Annotated in this window: 12 protein-coding genes, 1 tRNA gene, 1 other RNA gene, 2 pseudogenes and 1 riboswitch; of the genes and pseudogenes, 6 read left to right on the forward strand and 10 right to left on the reverse strand. The window is 72.0% G+C overall.

Annotated elements, in window-relative coordinates:
- Positions 1-147: 147 nt before the first annotated feature.
- The gene (locus tag ACFY1P_RS18920; protein WP_390751186.1) at positions 148-2,148 is read left to right on the forward strand and encodes a M6 family metalloprotease domain-containing protein; all 2,001 of its coding nucleotides are present in this window, start codon (positions 148-150) and stop codon (positions 2,146-2,148) included.
- Between the two features lie 49 nt (positions 2,149-2,197).
- On the opposite strand, the gene ACFY1P_RS18925 is transcribed toward ACFY1P_RS18920, so the two are convergent.
- The gene (locus tag ACFY1P_RS18925) at positions 2,198-3,844 is read right to left on the reverse strand and encodes a helix-turn-helix domain-containing protein (RefSeq protein ID WP_390751187.1); all 1,647 of its coding nucleotides are present in this window, start codon (positions 3,842-3,844) and stop codon (positions 2,198-2,200) included.
- 246 nt (positions 3,845-4,090) lie between these two features.
- Between ACFY1P_RS18925 and ACFY1P_RS18930 the strand changes: the two genes are divergently transcribed.
- Complete coding sequence (locus ACFY1P_RS18930) at positions 4,091-4,606, forward strand: DUF4232 domain-containing protein (protein ID WP_361525809.1); 516 nt, start codon at positions 4,091-4,093, stop codon at positions 4,604-4,606.
- Between the two features lie 19 nt (positions 4,607-4,625).
- Here the strand turns inward: ACFY1P_RS18930 and ACFY1P_RS18935 are convergent, their stop codons facing one another.
- Positions 4,626-6,269 (reverse strand): NRAMP family divalent metal transporter, encoded by a 1,644-nt coding sequence (locus tag ACFY1P_RS18935; RefSeq protein ID WP_361525806.1) that lies wholly within the window; start codon positions 6,267-6,269, stop codon positions 4,626-4,628.
- Positions 6,270-6,564: 295 nt separating this feature from the next.
- Positions 6,565-6,739: riboswitch (M-box (ykoK) riboswitch) on the reverse strand.
- Between the two features lie 167 nt (positions 6,740-6,906).
- On the opposite strand from ACFY1P_RS18935, the gene ACFY1P_RS18940 reads away from it, so the two are divergent.
- The gene (locus ACFY1P_RS18940; RefSeq protein ID WP_390751188.1) at positions 6,907-7,596 is read left to right on the forward strand and encodes a mechanosensitive ion channel family protein; all 690 of its coding nucleotides are present in this window, start codon (positions 6,907-6,909) and stop codon (positions 7,594-7,596) included.
- A gap of 49 nt (positions 7,597-7,645) precedes the next feature.
- On the opposite strand, the gene ACFY1P_RS18945 is transcribed toward ACFY1P_RS18940, so the two are convergent.
- On the reverse strand, positions 7,646-10,015 hold the full coding sequence (locus ACFY1P_RS18945; protein WP_390751189.1) for an Orn/Lys/Arg decarboxylase N-terminal domain-containing protein: 2,370 nt from the start codon (positions 10,013-10,015) through the stop codon (positions 7,646-7,648).
- A gap of 200 nt (positions 10,016-10,215) precedes the next feature.
- On the opposite strand from ACFY1P_RS18945, the gene ACFY1P_RS18950 reads away from it, so the two are divergent.
- Positions 10,216-10,617 carry a hypothetical protein gene (locus ACFY1P_RS18950; RefSeq protein WP_390751190.1) on the forward strand — a complete coding sequence of 134 codons (402 nt, stop codon included), beginning with the start codon at positions 10,216-10,218 and terminating at the stop codon, positions 10,615-10,617.
- Positions 10,618-10,675: 58 nt separating this feature from the next.
- On the opposite strand, the pseudogene ACFY1P_RS18955 reads toward ACFY1P_RS18950, so the two are convergent.
- A pseudogene (locus ACFY1P_RS18955) lies at positions 10,676-10,768 on the reverse strand (heme-binding protein); the annotation flags it as partial.
- Positions 10,769-10,777: 9 nt separating this feature from the next.
- Here ACFY1P_RS18955 and ACFY1P_RS18960 point away from each other — a divergent pair.
- A pseudogene (locus ACFY1P_RS18960) lies at positions 10,778-10,975 on the forward strand (response regulator transcription factor); the annotation flags it as partial.
- A gap of 31 nt (positions 10,976-11,006) precedes the next feature.
- On the opposite strand, the gene ACFY1P_RS18965 reads toward ACFY1P_RS18960, so the two are convergent.
- The 6 genes from ACFY1P_RS18965 to ACFY1P_RS18990 all read right to left on the reverse strand — a co-directional run bounded on the left by ACFY1P_RS18965 (position 11,007) and on the right by ACFY1P_RS18990 (position 16,667).
- Positions 11,007-11,717 (reverse strand): hypothetical protein, encoded by a 711-nt coding sequence (locus ACFY1P_RS18965; RefSeq protein WP_390751191.1) that lies wholly within the window; start codon positions 11,715-11,717, stop codon positions 11,007-11,009.
- 159 nt (positions 11,718-11,876) lie between these two features.
- Positions 11,877-12,770 (reverse strand): phosphorothioated DNA-binding restriction endonuclease, encoded by an 894-nt coding sequence (locus ACFY1P_RS18970; RefSeq protein WP_390751192.1) that lies wholly within the window; start codon positions 12,768-12,770, stop codon positions 11,877-11,879.
- Positions 12,771-13,177: 407 nt separating this feature from the next.
- On the reverse strand, positions 13,178-13,600 hold the full coding sequence (locus ACFY1P_RS18975) for a PIN domain nuclease (RefSeq protein WP_361525791.1): 423 nt from the start codon (positions 13,598-13,600) through the stop codon (positions 13,178-13,180).
- Positions 13,597-13,812, reverse strand: coding sequence for a type II toxin-antitoxin system VapB family antitoxin (locus ACFY1P_RS18980; RefSeq protein WP_361525789.1), 216 nt, complete (start codon positions 13,810-13,812; stop codon positions 13,597-13,599). The genes ACFY1P_RS18975 and ACFY1P_RS18980 overlap by 4 nt, the downstream gene beginning before the upstream one ends.
- 76 nt (positions 13,813-13,888) lie before the next feature.
- Positions 13,889-16,315, reverse strand: coding sequence for a helicase C-terminal domain-containing protein (locus ACFY1P_RS18985; protein ID WP_390751193.1), 2,427 nt, complete (start codon positions 16,313-16,315; stop codon positions 13,889-13,891).
- 267 nt (positions 16,316-16,582) lie between these two features.
- Positions 16,583-16,667 (reverse strand) — tRNA-Ser (locus ACFY1P_RS18990).
- A gap of 110 nt (positions 16,668-16,777) precedes the next feature.
- Between ACFY1P_RS18990 and ffs the strand changes: the two genes are divergently transcribed.
- An RNA gene (gene ffs, locus ACFY1P_RS18995) (signal recognition particle sRNA small type) lies at positions 16,778-16,872 on the forward strand.
- Positions 16,873-16,890: the final 18 nt, after the last annotated feature.

Genomic DNA, 16,890 nt, shown 5'->3' on the forward strand with positions numbered 1-16,890 from the left:
GCCGATTGAGGTGGCGCCCGCACCTCTGTCGGCACCCTGGCTTCTTCGGACCCCTCGTCCTACCTTGGCCCCGATGGGCACATCCATCGCACGACTTGCCATGTCTCTTCCGACGACTGTCCGATGACTTCAGACACGAGGTGAGTCATGTACTTCCCTCGCACGCGCCCCCGGCGATTACGCCGGCTGGGCATCCTCGCCCTGCTGCTCGGTGTCGTGGCCGCCCTGGCCTCCGGCACCGCGCGGGCCCTGCCCGACGCCGCCGCCGGGCACCGGCCGCCGCTGGTGCGGCCGATCGACCCGCAGCGGTGGCGCAATCCCGATGACATGACGTGGGCCGAATACCGCTCGGTGCCCGGCACGGACTGGGCGAACCCCGCCGTCAAACCCACCCGGCGCACCTTCAAGGGCGCCCTGGTGCTGCTGGACTACCCCGACGAGGACTTCTCGGTCAGCAAACCCCCGGGCTCCACGCTCTTCGGCAATCCGCAGAGCACCGCGTCCGGCATCCCCCGCGAGCGCGTACCCGCCTTCTACCAGGACTTCCTGAACAAACCCGGCCCGCTCAACCACGGCCACACCATCAACGAATACTGGATGGAGGACTCCGGCGGGCGCATCGGCGTGGACCTCACCGCCTTCGGCGCGTACCGCATGCCGGGGAAGTCGTACCAGTACGGCATCGACGACGGGATGAACCCCGGCGCCTGCCCCCGGCAGGACACCTGCGGCAAGGACATCCGCGCCGACGGCAGGCGCGCCTGGGTCGCCGACGTGGGGGAGAGCAGGACGGCGGACTTCGACTTCGTCTTCTACCTCACCGCCGGAGTCGACGAATCCTCGGTCTGGCAGGAGTTCGGGCAGATGAGGTTCCAGAACCCCCAGGACGTACCCGCCGCCTGGGGCCCGCCGTCGCCGGTCGCGGGCGGGGGCAACACCGCCCGGACCCGCTACGTGCCCTGGACCTCGTGGCAGGCCGCCGCACGCATCTGGCCCAACGCCGAGAACGGCTCGTCCACCCAGGCGGAGAGCTCCGGCATGGCCACCTTCGCCCACGAGTTCAGCCACATCCTGGGGATAGGCGACAACTACAACAACCCCTACGGCACCCCGCTCAGCCGCTCCTACACGGGCATCTGGGGCATGCTATCCCGCGGCTCGTTCAACGGCCCGGGAGGACCGCACACGCGCTGGCGGATACCGGCCACCGCCGGGGGCTCCATGGGCGCCGAGCACGTGCTGCGGGACAAGATGAAGCTGGACATCGTCGACGCGAAGAACGTCCTGCGCCTCGACCGTGACGCCCTCAAGGACTCCGGCCCTGTCGTGGCCCGCGTCACCGCGCGGTCGGCGCCGCCCGGCGAGAAGGGGCTCACCGGGATCAACGTCACCATGGGCCGGGACCTCTCCCCGTCCTGCGACCGGAACACCGACCCCCTCTGCGACGGCGGGGGTTACGACAACTACACCCTCGAAGTCGTCGACCGCATGGGCATGGACTCCTTCACCCCGGACAGCGGCGTCCTGCTCACCAAGACCAAGAACGCCGACCGCGCGCCCTTCGCCTGGGTGATCGACGCGCACCCGGAGGACATCGGCCTGGTGGACTTCCGGCGCCCCGACGGGACCCCGCAGAAGATCACCATGGGCGACTACCGCCAGCTCAGCGACGCGCTCTTCCACGCGGGCGCCGACAGCGGCAGCCAGTACGAATACGTCGACGAGGCCAACCGGCTGCACTTCTACATCCTCGACGTGCGGCGCGACGCGAACGGCGTGCTCTCCTACGGCGTCGGCGTGAAGTCCCTCGACGGCGCCGGGACGCAGGCCCGCGGCCTCGCCCTCGGCAACGGCACGGCGAAGGGCAGGGCGGGGGACGGGCGGGCCCTGTGCACCTTCGCCCTCGCGAACACCGGCTCGCCGCGGTCCACGGACATCTACCGCCTGTCGGCCACCGCCTCCGGCCGCGGCTGGTCGGCGTGGCTGCCCAGCCGGCTCACCTCCGCCACGCCCGGCACCCCGGTCCCCGTGGACGTCGCCGTGACGGCGACGTCGGGCGCCGAGCACAAGGGCACGGTCACCCTCACCGCGCGCTCCGAGAGCGACCCGGGCAAGACGGCCCGGGCCACTTGCTCGCTCAAGAAGTGAGGCACCCGTCCGGACGTCACCCCGGCCGGGGCGGCGTCCGGACCCGCCTTCACCGACGCGCGTAGTCGGGCAGCAGGTCCCACGCCTTGGTGTCGTACCGGTACACGTACTGCGGGCGGGACTTGACCGCACTCGTGCGGAACGGCTGCCCCCGGTCGTCGATCCGCAGCGTCCCGCGCCGGTCGCCGCTGCTCCACTCCAGCTCCAGATACCAGGTGACGTCCTGCGTGCCCGTGTGCGCGCGGACGTCCAGCACCTGGGGGTCCGTCGAACTCGTCCGGTAGGGGAAGTCGGTCGCGGGGACCGTGATGTCGCCCTGCTTGCCGGCCACGGGCCGGGCGTCGGGGTGGTCGCGGTCGAGGTCGACGTCGAAGTGGGACGGGGCGATCCCGCTGCCGCAGCCGTCGCCCATCGCGTACGCGTTCCACGCGAGCGGTGCCGCCCGGCCCGACACGCGTACGTGCAGCGCGCGCAGGACGACGGCCTGCCCGCTCTTCCCCTGAACGGCCACCTCGATGCGCGTCTGGCCGCCCGGCACGGCCCGCACCGCGGTCGCCCAGTCGCGCGCGTCGTCCCCGGCGGGCGGCTCGGGGACCTGTGCGGGCAGGCGGCCCGAGACGTACATCTGGTCGCAGTGATCGGGCAGGACGTACGGGCGGACGTCGGCGGTCAGGGGCGTGCCGGTGGGCTCCGCGGACCGCTTGCCGTCCGGCTTCGCCTCCTCCGGCACCGCTGTGGGCGTGCCGCCGTCGGGGCCGGGGGAGGTGCCCGGCGTCGCGGAAGGCGTGGCTCCGCCGGGCGACGGACTGCCGGATGGTGCGAACGCCCGCCCGGACGCGCGGTACGTGACGTCGGCGTCCGGCCCGGCCGCCGTCGCGTTCGTCCCGGCGCGGTGAGCGCGGGGAGAGCCGGCCGCGTAACCGGCGACGACGACGGCGGGCGCGAGCACGGCGACGACGGCGGCGGCGGTGAGGGCGATCCGGCGGGAGCGGGGGGCTCCGCCGGTCCGCCGCGGCGGGGTGGCGGCGGGTCTGGGGGTGGAGTTCTTTGTGCGGGCCGGAGCGGCGGGTATCGGCTCGGAGCTCTTCGCCTGGGCGGGGCCGGTGGGTATTCGTTCGGGGCTTCCGGCCCCGGCCGTGCCGGTGGGCTCGGGCGCGACCGAACGCGTGGGGTCCGTCGTCCCGGCGGGCTCGGCTGCGCCCGGCTGCGGAGGTGCGGGTTCCGTCGCAGGGGCGGTCTTTGCCGGGCCTGGCTGGGTAGTCGCCGGCTCCGCCGCACCGGCAGGCCCGGCCGGACCCGGTCCCGGAGCCGAGGGGTCCGCCGCACCGGCGGGCTCGGCCGCGACCGGCTCAGGAGTCGCCGGCTCCGCCGCACCGGCAGGCTCGGCCGGTGGTTCCTCCGCGACCGCGTTCGCGGTCCCCGCGCCCCCACCCGCCCCCTGCGCCTTCCGCCGTCGCGCGTCGTCCGCCAGGATCCAGCGGCGGTGCAGGTCGACGAGTTCCTCGGGCGACGCCCCGCAGAGCCGGGCGAAGCGTTCGACGGGCGCGTACTCCGTGGGCACGGCCGCACCGTTGCAATAGCGATGCACCGTGGACGTACTCATGTGCAGCCGCTTGCCCAGGGTGCTGTAGCTGTGGCCCGAACGCTCCTTCAGTGCGCTGAGCCGGGCTGCGAACTCTTGGATACCGTCGGCCATACCGGCACTTCCCGTCCCAGGACCGCGTTCCAGGGCGCGGATTCCCCCCTGCTGAGCCTATACGGGGGCGTTCCGGCGTCCCCGAAGGCCCGGCGGGTCTTGTCGCCGGGACGGTCCGGATCGCAGGCTGTGGGCACGAAAGCGACGCCCGGCGGGTCGTGCTCCGCACGTCCGGCACCACCATGCTCGCGCTTCTTCTCGGCCTCATCTGACGTGCCACGTCAGCACATTCCTCGGGAGACCACCATGCGTACCCTCAGCCTCACCGCCTCCGCCGCACTCGCCGCCGCGGCCATCGCCCTCACCGCCACGCCGGGTCAGGCCGCTGCGTCGTCCGGTGCGACCACCGCCGCCTGCGCCGCGGGCGGCACCGAGCTGACCGTGCGCACCGTCAGCCGCCCGATCAACCACGACCTGCTGACCGTCACCAACACCGGCCGCACCGCCTGCAACGCGTACGCCTTCCCCTACCTGCGCTTCGACGAGGACCAGGCCGTGACCCGGGCCGTCGAGGACAGCCGGCCCCAGGCCGTGGTGACCCTGGCCCCGGGCGAGTCCGCGTACGCGGGCATCGGCCTCTCGGCCGGCGACGGCAGCGCCGGGCACGGCCGTACGGCCCGCAAGCTCGAGGTCTTCCTCCCCGACGCCGAGGGCGCCACCGACACCTCCGCCACGCTCACCCTGCCCGAGGGCACGTGGATCGACGACTCGGCGGCGGTCACCTACTGGCAGTCGAACCCGGCGGACGCGCTGGTGTGGTGACGTCCGGCCCGGGCCGGACTCACTGGCCGAGGGCCACCCGGACGATCTTGAAGACGACCAGGACCATCGCCACCAGGAGATACGTCCGCAGCGCCCCCATGCCGATCTTGCGGCCGGTGGCCATGACCGGGCGGGTGAGGGTCTCCAGCGGGGGCATCCGCCAGGTGTCCCTGCCGGTGCGGTCGATGGGGTCCTCCTTCGTCCCGGTGCGGCGCCGGGTGAAGGCGTATCCGGCGGCGAGCACTCCGGCGACGCCGCAGGCGGCCATGATGTCGAGGATCGCGCCGGCGGTGATGCCGGGGAACAGGACGGAAGCGGTCAGGATGACCGAGAGGGTCACCAGGACGCCGACGACCGCCGCCGTGAAGGCGTTGGTCCTGGGGCCGTTGGCCCACGGTCCGAGGACCTGCTTGTCGTTGCAGAGCAGCAGCAGGAACACGGAGGCGGACGGGAGCAGCACCCCGGCGAGCGTCTGGACGCCCTCGGTGAGCAGGCCCAGCGGGGAGCCGGGGATCAGCACGATGACGGCGGCCGTGGCGACCAGCCCGGCGTAGACCGCGTAGAAGCCCTTGGCGCCCTTGATGCCGCGGTGCAGCGAGTGCTTCATGCCGAGGACGTCGCCGATGGCGTAGGCGGTGGACAGCGAGACGGCGAACGCGCCGATGACGGAGGCGTCCAGCAGGGCGATCGCGAAGAGCACCCCAGCGAGCTTCCCGGCGTGCGCCTCGATGCCGGTGGCCAGGCCCCCGGCGTCCGTGAAGTTCCCGGCGCCCCCGGTGCCGGCGAAGGCCGCGGAGGCGATGCCGGTGAGTGCGGCGGCGCCGATGACGACCACGCCGATGCCGAGCCACAGGTCGGCCTTCTCGTACTTCATGAAGCGCGGGGTGATGCGCTTGTCGATGACGTACGACTGCTGGAAGAACAGCTGCCAGGGCGCCACGGTCGTGCCGACGATGCCGATGATCAGCAGCATGACGGTGGCCAGTTCGCCGGAGCCGCCGGGGATGACGGGGACGACGAAGTCGTGGCCCATCTGCGAGGACTTGGGGTGCACCAGGAAATAGACGGGTACGAGCAGCAGGCTGCCCGCGCACAGGGTGATGGCGACGCGCTCGAAGCGGCGGAAGGACCCTGTGAACGCCGAGGCGATGATGATCGCGGCGGCCAGGATCACCGACGCCACCTTGGGCAGCCCGAGGTATCCGGTCGCCAGGGTGATCCCGATGAACTCGGTCACCAGCGTCAGCGCGTTGAGCAGGAAGAGGTCGATGACGGAGAAGGCGCCCCAGAACTTCCCGAACCGCTCCAGGATCAGGCGCGCGTGCCCGACCCCGGTCACCGCGCCCAGCCGCAGCACCATCTCCTGGTTCACGTAGAGCACCGGGACGAGCAGGAGCAGGGTCCACAGCAGGCTGGTGCCGTAGTTCTGGCCCGCCTGGCCGTACGTGGCGAAGGCGCCCGCGTCGTTGTCGCCGACCATCACGATCAGGCCGGGCCCGACGATGGCGAGGAGCGTCTTGAACTTGGCGGACAGGCCGCGGCGTTCGCCGTGGTCGTCCTGCCTGATGGTGCCGAGGGCGCCGCGTATGTCGCCGAGGTGGGCGTCGTCCAGCACCGCGCTGCGCGGTGCCGGGATCGTGGTGTCGGTGATCAGGTCGGTCATGGGGAGCCTCCCGGACGCCTGGGCAGGCGAGGAGTCGGTGGCGCGCGGCCACGCTCCACCCGCGGGCGCGCAGCACTGCGACCCGGTTCGGCATGGTGCCGGACGGGTGAGGGCGGTGGCACGGTCGTGCCCGCGGGGAAGGTGGTTACCGTGTGCCGGAGAAGGGCGAGGGCATGCGGAACGGGGGGCGACTATGGCCCGGACTACTGCAACCGCAATCCATGTCTCTCGCCTCCTTCCGGCCGGGACGCGCGTCGCGTCGACGACTCGGCAAGGAGCGGACCGGGCATGGCCCGGTTCACCCCAACTCGTCAGAGCTTTGGCACTGCACGGCGTGATCCCCGCTGGCGGGGAAGCCACTTGGGGTCACCCCTTAAGTCGGGGAGACCTGTCCTGACCCTGGGCGTCTCTCGACGTCGTGGGGTCAGTGGCCTGTGTCCGTGCAGACGCCTCACCGAACGAGGTGCCTGCTTGCTTTCGAACCCCCAGAAGCATAGACCCTTACTTGCGCAAGTGTGCAACCGTTTGGCCGAGCCTTGACCCTGAGTGGCACCGGCGTGGGCCGGAGCGTGGCATTCGGTGCCCGGGGAGCGTGGGTAGTCTGCTCCGCGACATCCGCACCACAAGGGGCTCACCGGTGGACCACGACAGCATGACCGCAGACGCCGCCGTGACCGCGGACCCCGCCGCCGCAGGGCACCGGCTGCACTGGCGCGGGGTGATCCGCACGCGGCGGGCCGTCGTCATCACCTCGCTCGCGCTCGGCGGGCTCGTCGTGTCGCTCACCTTCGGCGGACTGCTGGGCAGCCCGGACAGCCACCAGTCGCTGACCTCCCGGGTGATCGCCGGTGTCAGCGCGGGCGTCTTCCTGGTGGGCGCCCTGATCGCGGTCCGCGGGGCCACCGACGACCTGGTGAAGGTGCTCGCCGGCCGGATCGGCGACAACCGCTCCGCCGCGCTGCGGGTGATATGCCTGCTGTCCGGCTACGCGCTGGTGATCCTGGGCGCCCTGAGTCTCCTCCGCGTGCCGTGGGGGAAGCTGCTGCTGGGTGGCGCGCTGACCGGTGTGCTGCTGGGCATCGCCGCCCAGCCGGTGCTCGGCAACATCTTCGCGGGCCTGGTGCTCATGGTCGCGCACCCGTTCACCATCGGCGAGCGGATCAGCGTGCAGTCGGGCCCGCTCGGCGGCCGGATCGAGGGCGAAGTGACCGACATGACCCTGCTGTTCGTCGAGCTGCGCACCGACGACGGCAGGACGCTCATCCCCAACAACGCCGTACTCGGCGCGGCCATCGGCCCGCCCCACCGCGAGTCACCGGCGGCCTGACGGCGAGCACCGGGCGGGGCCCACCGGCCCCACCCGGTCCGCCGTGTCCTCAGGAGCGCGCCGCCGCCTCCTGCCGCGCCCCGCTCCCGTCCCCGGCCTGCTGCGCCGGGATGCCACGCACGCACTCGATGAGGTAGTCGCCGCTCTCCAGGTCGAGGGTGACGCCGTGCGTCTCGCTGTGGAAGCCGGGGAAGCGCCGGTCGAAGGACTCCAGCGCCGCGAGGTAGCGCAGCAGGGGACCGTCCGGGGCACCGGTGTTCTCACCGGGCATCAGGACCGGGATGCCGGGCGGGGTGACCGTGACCATCGCCGCGGCCACCCGGTCCGCGGCCTCGGCCAGCCGTACGCGCTCCGTGCCGCCGCGGATGAGGCGCTGGTAGCAGTGCTGCGGCGGGGTGACCGGCTCGGGCAGGTCCTGGAAGGCGGTGTCCAGCAGCTCGACCAGGCGCGCCTCGCGCAGATGGTCGTGCATCTCCTGGCACAGCCCGCGCAGGGTCTCTCCGGTGTAGCGCAGCGGGTGCGCGGCGACCAGCTCGGGCAGTACGCGCTCCAGCGGGGCGTCCTCGTCGTGGAGCGCCTTGAAGTCCATCAACGCGTCCATCAGTGTGCCCCACTTGCCCTTGGTGATCCCCATGGAGAAGAGGATGAGCGTGGTGTAGCTGTCGGTCTTCTCCACCACGATGTTCCGGGTGGCCAGATAGGTGGTGAGGACGCGCGCGGGGATGCCCCAGTCGCCCATCCGCCCGGTGGCGTCGATGCCGGGACAGGTGAGGGTGACCTTGACGGGGTCGAGCAGGCAGTAGCCCTCGGTCAGGCCGGCGAAGCCGTGCCAGTCGGCACCGGGCTCCAGCTGCCAGCAGGCCGGTTCGGAGCGCAGCAGCTCGGCCGGGGCGTCGGCGAACGCCACGCGGTCACCGGTGGCCGGGTCGGTCACCGTCTCCGGCTGCCAGACGCCGAAGAACCAGCCGGGCCGGTCGGCCGCGGCCGCGATCCGCCGGCCGACGCGCACGACGGTCTGCCGGAAGCGGACCGCCTCGGTCACCGCCTCGTCGATCAGCCAGCGGCCCTGCGGGCCGTCCATCATCGCGGCGGCCACGTCCAGCGAGGCGATCATCGGATACAGTGGCGAGGTGGTGCCGTGCATCATGAACGCCTCGTTGAACCGGTCGTGTTCGACCGGCGCGCGCGGCGCGGGCTTCACGTGCACCATCGCGCTCTGCGACAGGGCGGCCAGCAGCTTGTGCGTGGACTGCGTGGAGAAGACGGTGGGCCGCTCGGGCTCCGGGAAGGTGTCCGGGCCCACCGACATGCCGTAGCGCCCGGCGTAGAGCGGGTGGAACCGCGCGTACGCGAACCACGCCTCGTCGAAGTGCAGGCGGGGCGTGCTCGGCGCGAAGGCCCGCGCCACCTGGACGGCGTCGTAACACAGCCCGTCGTAGGTGGAGTTGGTGAGCACCGCGTACTGCGCTTCGGGCGACACCGCGCCCCTGGTCAGCGGGTTGCGGGCGATCCGGTCGGCGACCGCCCGCGCCTCGGTCCCCGCCGGCGGCAGGGGGCCCGCGAGCCCGTAGCCGTTGCGGGTGGGGACGAGATAGACCGGCCGGGCCCCGGAGAGCACCAGCCCGTGCAGGACAGACTTGTGGCAGTTGCGGTCCACCAGCGCGATCTCGTCCTGGGTCACGCTGAAGTGGCCGACCATGCGGTCGCAGGTCGAGTCTCCGTGCAGCACGAAGTACGTGCGCTCGGCGCCGAAGATACGGGCCGCGTTGCGCTCGGCGTCACCGACCGGACCGGTGTGCTCGAACAGCGAGCCGAGCTCCTCGACGGAGATCGACAGGTCGCTGCGCAGCAGCCGCTCCCCGAAATAGTCGTGGAACGCCCGGCCGACCGGGGACTTGAGGAAGGCGACGCCGCCGGAGTGGGCCGGGGTGTGCCACGAATACTCGTGCGCGTCGTCGAAGCGGCGCAGTGCCTTGAAGAACGGCGGCAGCAGGTCCTCCTGGTAGCCGCGCGCCGCGCTCGCGATCCGGCCTGCGATGAAGGGCGCCGTGTCCTCCAGCGGCCAGATGTAGCCGATCACGGTCTCCGCGACCCACAGCGGCAGATTGTCGAGGTCCTCGCCCGCCGTGATCAGGAAGACCGGCAGATGCTGGAAGCGCCGGCCGGTGCTGCGCAGCACCTCGCCGCCGCCCGTCCCGGCGTCGCTCCCGCCCGGTGCCGGAAGGTCCCAGTCCACGACGGCGGCGGCCAGACCGGCCTCGGTGCGCAGCACCGCCTGGGCGTCGTCACTCGTGGCGGCCCAGCGCACCTCGAACCCACGGGTCTCCAACTCCTCGCGGATCCTGCGCAACTGCTCCGCGGCCGCACCTCCGCCGTCCGGCAGTTCCCGTACCCCGAACAGGACCGTTCCGTTTGCCATGGTTCCTCCGCGAGCGTCGCTCCATCGCCGTATCGCCTGAGGAACAACGGCCCGGCGGGGCCGACGACACCGGCCGGGCGGGAATCCACTCCGACCCGTGACCCGAAGGAGTGGTCTTCCGGTGGTTTCGCCGCTGACGGCGTGAACTGCCCGGAAATATGGGGCACTTACGCCGGACTCCGTCCTCGCCGGGAGCATTCATGAAGGCTGTCCCCCTGACCGCTGCACTGGCACTGACGGCGCTGGCCGTCTGCGCACCGGTGTCCGAGGCCACCCCGTCCGTACGGGCCGGGCGCGTCACCCTCACCAACGCGGACAACGGTCATCCCGTGACCGTGCACACCGGTGACGACGTCCAGGTCAACCTCACCGGCTCTCACGAGGCTGGGCTCACCTACTCCTGGAGCGTTCCGGTGAGCGATGCCGCCGTCCTCCACCGGACGGCGGGCAGCACGACCCCGAGGGGCGACACCACCGCGCGCTTCCACGCGGAGCGGGCCGGCATCGCCGTCCTCAGCGCACAGCGGCACTGCCATGCGGATCAGGGACACTTGTGCCCGCTCGTGATCGCGCCGTGGAAGGTGCGGGTGGAGGTGAAGTAGACCGGTCGGCAGGCCGGGCGCGGGCACCGGTCGCCGCGCCCGGCCGCCTGCTTTCCGGCTACTTTTCCAGCGCGCCCACACCCGCCCGCGCGAACCTCTCGTCGAGGTCGCCGCTGGGCGCGCCGGCCACGCCGACGGCCGCGACGGGCGGCGCGGCCCGCCCCGCCCTGCCCCCCCCCGCGAACTCGACATCCTCGCCCAGCTCGCCCAGGGCCTGGGAAACCGCGACATCGCCCGCGCCCTCTTCATCAGCCAGGCCACGGTGAAGACGCATCTGGGCCGGATCTACGAGAAGTTGGGCGTGGAGACGCGGGCGGGGGCGGTGGCGGTGGCGAAGGAGCAGCGGTTGCTTTCCTGAGCGCGGGCGTCCGTGTTTATTCGTGGGCGGTTTATTCGTGGGCGCTGATCACGCCGCCGGCGCTGAGGACGATGTAGACGCCGTTGGCGGCGAGCCCGGCGTCGTGCTCGTTCGCCTCCAGCGTGCCGTCCACGGAGCCCTCCCGGCCGATGATCTCCGCGCGGTAGTGGAGTTCGCCGGTCTTCGTCACCTTGGCCTTCCAGCCGCCCGCGAGCTCGAAGGTGCCGGGTCCGCTGTTGCCGCCGCCCATCCAGGAGTGGACCCGGCCGTCCGGCGTGAGCACGACGAACATGTCGTTGGCGTCGAGCCCGGCGTCCCGCTGGTTCGCCTCCAGCGTGGCCAGGACCGAGCCGCGGCTCACGATCTTGGCGAGATAGTGCTGGTCACCGAGCTCGTGGATCTCGGCCTTGCTGCCGTCCGCCAGGGGCTGGGTGTGGACCGGGCCCTTGGCCGTACCGGAGTGCGCGCCGCCCGAGTGCTTGCCCGCGAGGCTCGCCTTGGCGCCGGCCGCCTTGTCACCGGAGCCCGCCCTGGCACCGGAGGTCTGCGCTCCGGCGGAGGGCCCCGCGCCACCGGGCTCGGCGGCGGCCGCGCTCGTCTCCGCCTGGCCCGCGGGCTTCGCGGCGCTGCTGTCCGAGCCGGAACAGGCGGTCAGGGTGAGCGCGGACGCCGCGACGAGAGTCGCGGCGGCAACGCGCAGGGTGCGGCGACGAGTGGTGCGGCCAGTGACGCTGGAGCTCATTCCGGATCCCCCCGGGGCAGTCGTTGTCTCGGTACGTCACCCACTCTGACCGGACCCGCTATCGCGGGACTGCCGTTTCACTAACACTCGGCTGACATCGGGGACTTGAGCGTCGGGGCGGCCTCTGACCTGGCGTTTTCCGCTGCCGTACGTGGAGGGTCAGACGGCCGTGACGGGGCGCGGGCTGCCGTGGAAGACCTGGCTGGTGTGCCAGGAGCGGTGGGCCGCAGCGACGGGTTCGGCACCCGGCTGAGGCCCGATGAGCGGGCGGCCGGCGAGCGCTGTGACCTGCTCGCGGGCGGCGGGGCCGCGGCCGACGAAGCGCTGCGAGACGAGGACGCGGTGACCGTCGCCGATGCCGAGGACGCCCTTGTCGAAGAGCTTGTGGTGCAGCGAGCACAGGCACAGCCCGTTGTCGACGTCGTCCGGGCCGTCGAATGCCCACCACCGCACGTGCGCGGCCTCCAGCCCGACCGGCACCGCGCCGATCCTGCCGTCGTAGCCGCAGAAGGCGCACTGGTACTCGTAGGCCGTCAGGACCCGCTCACGCATCCGCGGATCCCGCCGCCTGCGCGCCGTCGGCACCTGCCCGGTCGCCGCGGGTTCCAGCTCCAGGCCGACGGCTTCGCACAGATCGCCGTGGAGCGAGGGCGGGAAGTGCAGGTCGAGCAGAACCCGGGCCATCCGGCCGAGCAGCGAGGGCTCCCGCCGCAGCGCCGCCCGCAGATCAGGCGCCAGCCGCCCCCTGGCCCCGACGGCCCGCAACTCCCGCACACCGGTGCCGGGGCTGCCCGGCCCGCGGTCGGTGCGCACTTCCCACACGCCGTCGCTCACCAGGTGGTGGAACGGATAGGCAGGCGTCGTCCTGTTGGGCGGCCCGTACTCGCTCAGCAGCCGGCTGAGATCCTCCTCCACCGCGCTGTACCGCAGCTCGCCGCCGGCATCCTGCTGGAACCGGCCGAGGGCATACAGGAACAGCAGCGGCTTGTGCGGAGCGCGGGTCTCGCTTCTGCTCCACTGCCGCAGCTTCGCCGTGCGCTCGAGCCAGTCCATGACCGGCGATCGTAACGGCCGCCTGACTGCGTGGATCCGGGAGATGGCGAGTGCGCACGTGTCGCTTCCGGACGCCGGCGAGGGACAGCGGGCGGCGGGCCCCGCGACGATTTCTTCGGTGCCCGTCCGGCCGCGGGGCGCGGGCGCCGGTGGGCCGGGAGCGCGGAACGACGAAGGCCCCGGCCGGTTTCCCGGTCGGGGCCTTCGGTTCGTGCCCGGTGAGGCACTGGCGGAGGATACGAGATTCGAACTCGTGAGGGGTTGCCCCCAACACGCTTTCCAAATGTTCGTCTGCCCGTCCGACAGGGGGCATCACTGTCCTGGCCTGTGGAGTAGCGGCCTGACTGCCTCCCACTGGGCGGCCCAGGACGGAGGCGAATGCAACCAGAACCGCAACCACTGCCGAATTACTTGCCGGGTTCCGGGCCGTACCACTGGAGGGGCTGCCCGGTCGTTGCGGCGATGCACTCGAAGTCGTGGTCGCGATGGAGCAGGGTGAGCCCCTGCAGCTCAGCCGTCGCGGCAACGACGAGGTCGACCGCTCCCGCACTTCGGTGCTTCCCCTGCTTGGTGAGGGCTTCCTGTACCTGCCAGGCCCGGTCGTAGGCGCGGTCGTCGACGGGAACCCAGCCGAAGATCAACCGCATGTCCTCGATACCGCGCGCCCGGTCCGCGGCCGAGCGGGCGCTGTAGAAGAACTCCAACTCCGTGATGGGGCATGTGGCGATGAGTCCGGCGGCTGCTGCCTGGTCCCAGCCGTACTGCTCCGCGTCCCCACGCAGGAAGCGTGCGAGCGCGCTGGTGTCGATCAGGAACTGCGCCGCGTTCACCGCCGGTAGTTCCCCTTGTTCTCGAACAGCTCCAGGTCGAAAGCGCCCTCGTCGGCCGCGGCGCGGAGCCGGGTGAGCGCCAGGGCACGGCGCCGGTTCTCCAGCACCTCGCGCAGGGCGGTGTTGACCGTCTCCTTCTTGGTGCTCGTCCCAAGGGCTTTCGCCACGTCCGCGACCAGCTCGTCGTCCAGATCGATGACGGTCCGACTCATGCGCGCCTCCTGATATCGGATATGGGATCAAGTATATCGTGCGAGGCGCATCAGGTGCTGGTCGGATCGCCGGGTTCTATGCGGGCAGCACGCCGTGGATCCGGGAGAGGGTGAAGACGCGCTCGGCTTCGCGCAGGTGGCACCAGGCTTCCAGGTAGGGCGGGTCGAGTTCCAGGCTGCTGAGGGTGCGGACGGTGCGACGGCCCGAGGTGGCGACGTACTCGACCGTGATGGCGGTGCCGGCGTCGATGGCGTGGGCGAGCTGACGGACATCGCTGTACGACAGGTGCTTCGCGTATCCGGCGACGATCTCCTCGGTGTCCGTCCCGAAGGGGACCCCACTGCCGAACGGGTCGGGTTCCGGCGCGGTCGGTGGTGCGGCCAGCAGTCGGGCGGCCAGGACATCCATGTCGGCGGCGGCCCGGCCCTCCGACGTGCGGGTGGCTGTGCTTCGGGTGCCGCGCTTGTCGCCGGTCTTCCGGGGGGCCGGAACGGGAGCGGCCGCCCGCTGGGGCCGGACCTTCTCGACGCGTACAGTTCCCCCGGCCGTCTCGGCGACAGGGGCGTAGCCCTCGGCGCGGAGTGCTGCGAGGGTCGTGTCGAGCGAGCTGCGGCTTACGAGAACAGTCGGCGCGAGCTGCCGCAGGCCGAGCTTGGCGAGCTTGTGGTGGGCGGCGAGCTCGGCGAGGAGCGCCGGCTCCTCGCCATGGAGGACGCAGGCGGCCGGAGCGATGCGCACGCGGCCGTGGCCGCGCGCGGTGTCGGCGATGAGATAGGACAGCGGCTGGGGCAGGGGCCCGGCGGCGATGGCGGCCAGCTCGGCTGCGATGTCCCCCGGGGCGCGGCCTGCGTCCAGGGCCCGTCGGATGCTGCCGGAGCTGAACCGCCACACCGACGCAGTGCCACTGGTTTCCCGGTCCGCGGTGGCATCCAGGAGCACGGCGAGCCGCGCGGCCGGTGTGCCGGCGACGACGGCGGTGAGGTCGGCGCCGATCCGGGCCGTTCCAGTGGCCGGGGGCAGCAGCCGTCGGCAGGCGGCAGTCAGTCCTTGTGCGTCGTCGGTGAGCAGATGGGCGCCGAGAGCCGACAGGGCGCCTCGGGCGATCACTCCGAACAATTCGGCCTCGCGGATCACCGCGGCGAACGGGGTGGCGTCCATGGGCAAGGTGTCGGCGAGCGGGCGGCACCAGGCCACCGTCGGTCCGAGATCGGAGGCGGCCTTCACGCCCTGGCCGGCCGGGAGCTGCGCCGCTGCGGCAAACAGCCCGTGCCGGGCCTGGCGGCAGCCGCTACAGGGCGGTGCCCCCGCGAGGGCGGGGAGCACCTTGTTGTCCTCGTCGCGCGCCTGGGTGGGGGTGAGCGGCAGGTTGCGCCATGCCTGGAGCAGCATGGCAAGCCGCTCCGCGGGCTCCTGTTCCGCCCAGACGTCGTATGCCTTGGTCGGCGCCACGCGATCGCCGTCCCGGGCCAGCAGCCCGGCCGTGTACGCGGTCTCCAGGGTGATGCGGACGACGGCATCGTCGGCCTGGGCGGCCTTGCTGATCCGGGCCAGCTCGCGTGCGCCGATCCCACCGGACTTGAGTCTGGCCGGCGGAGTCGAGGAGCAGGCCGAGAGGACCGAGGTGGCATGGGCGGCGAACGCCGTGGCCGCTGCGGCGGCCTCCCGCTCCACCTCGGCGGAGGTGACGGACACCAGCTGAGCAGGGGGCGGAAGCGGGTCGAAGGGGGCCTGCCAGCCGGACCCGCGCAACGCCAGCGCGACTTCGACGGGCATGCGCACAGGACCGTACTCGTGGCGGTCCTGGATCAGGAGCCCCCGGTCGAGTGCCCACCGTGCCCCAGGTTCGAGGACGGGGTCAGGGGTACCGAACGTGATGACCTGCGGCTGCCTCGGCGCAGACCCCGCTCGGCAGGCCAGCAGCTTCTGCGTGATCGCGGGTGCTCGTGCCACCACTCTGGCGATGGCTTCCGGGTCGCTGTGGTGTTCCACCAAGGCAGCCAGTCGCTGCTGTTTGGTGCCGGGTGGCTTGATGCCCAGCGCCACCAGCATGCCGCGCAGCTCGTCCGAGGAAGCGCCTGCCAGCAGTTTCTCCAGGGGAGCGTCCAGTCCCAGAGGGGCGTCCCACGCCTGCCGCAAGGATGCGGCCATGCGGAGTGTCCCGTTACCGTCCGGCCAGACCAGCGCGTGATCGGCCAGTGTCTCCAGCACGGCGTCCAATCCGCGGGCGGCTTCGCCACCTGTCGCTCCCAGCAGCTTCGCCAGGGCGCTCGGCGTCGCTGGTCCTCCCAGTGCCGCCAGCGCCTCGGCTGCCTGCAGGCACGGCAGCGTGAGCCGTGGCAGGGCGAGAGCCACCGACCCCGGGCGCTGGAGGCGGTCCGCCAGCTCCCCCACCGTGCGCGGCTCCGGAGGTGACACCGCGTCGTTCCGCGTCGCGAGTACGCGCGCCAGGCGCGGGCCGTCGAGACGGCCCAGCCAGGCTCCCAGCGTCGATCGGGACTTCATAGGGGTGCACCTCGTCACGCCGGGCCGCAACAGCACCGGAGCCGCTCCGGCACAGGGGCCCAGCATGGCGCATTCGACTTCGCCGCCGGTGTCGAAGTAGGCGGATTCCCCATGGGCGTCGGCATCTCATGAGCGGCGTCGCTCACAGAAGAGTTGAAATGTCCCGAAGAGAGGCATGTAAGTGCAACCAGAAATGCAACCAGCGCACGCCGAAGAGCCGAGCCGCAATCGCGGCTCGGCTCTTCGTTTCGCCTGGTCAGGCGACTGCGGAGGATACGAGATTCGAACTCGTGAGGGGTTGCCCCCAACACGCTTTCCAAGCGTGCGCCCTAGGCCTCTAGGCGAATCCTCCGCCGCAAACAATACAAGACGTGGAGGGGTGCTCGCGAACACGTTCTGCCGAGGTGGGGGCGAGGTGGGGGAGGGGGCACGAGCAGGGGTGGGGATCGGCTAGGCTGGGGGCAAGCCCCTCACGTGGCGCTAACTCACCGAACTCCCCCAGGGCCGGAAGGCAGCAAGGGTAAGTGGGCTCTGGCGGGTGCGTGGGGGGCCCTTGTGCTTCCCGGGGTCTTCGC

The organism is Streptomyces sp. NPDC001407 (assembly GCF_042895325.1).
Taxonomy (GTDB): domain Bacteria; phylum Actinomycetota; class Actinomycetes; order Streptomycetales; family Streptomycetaceae; genus Streptomyces.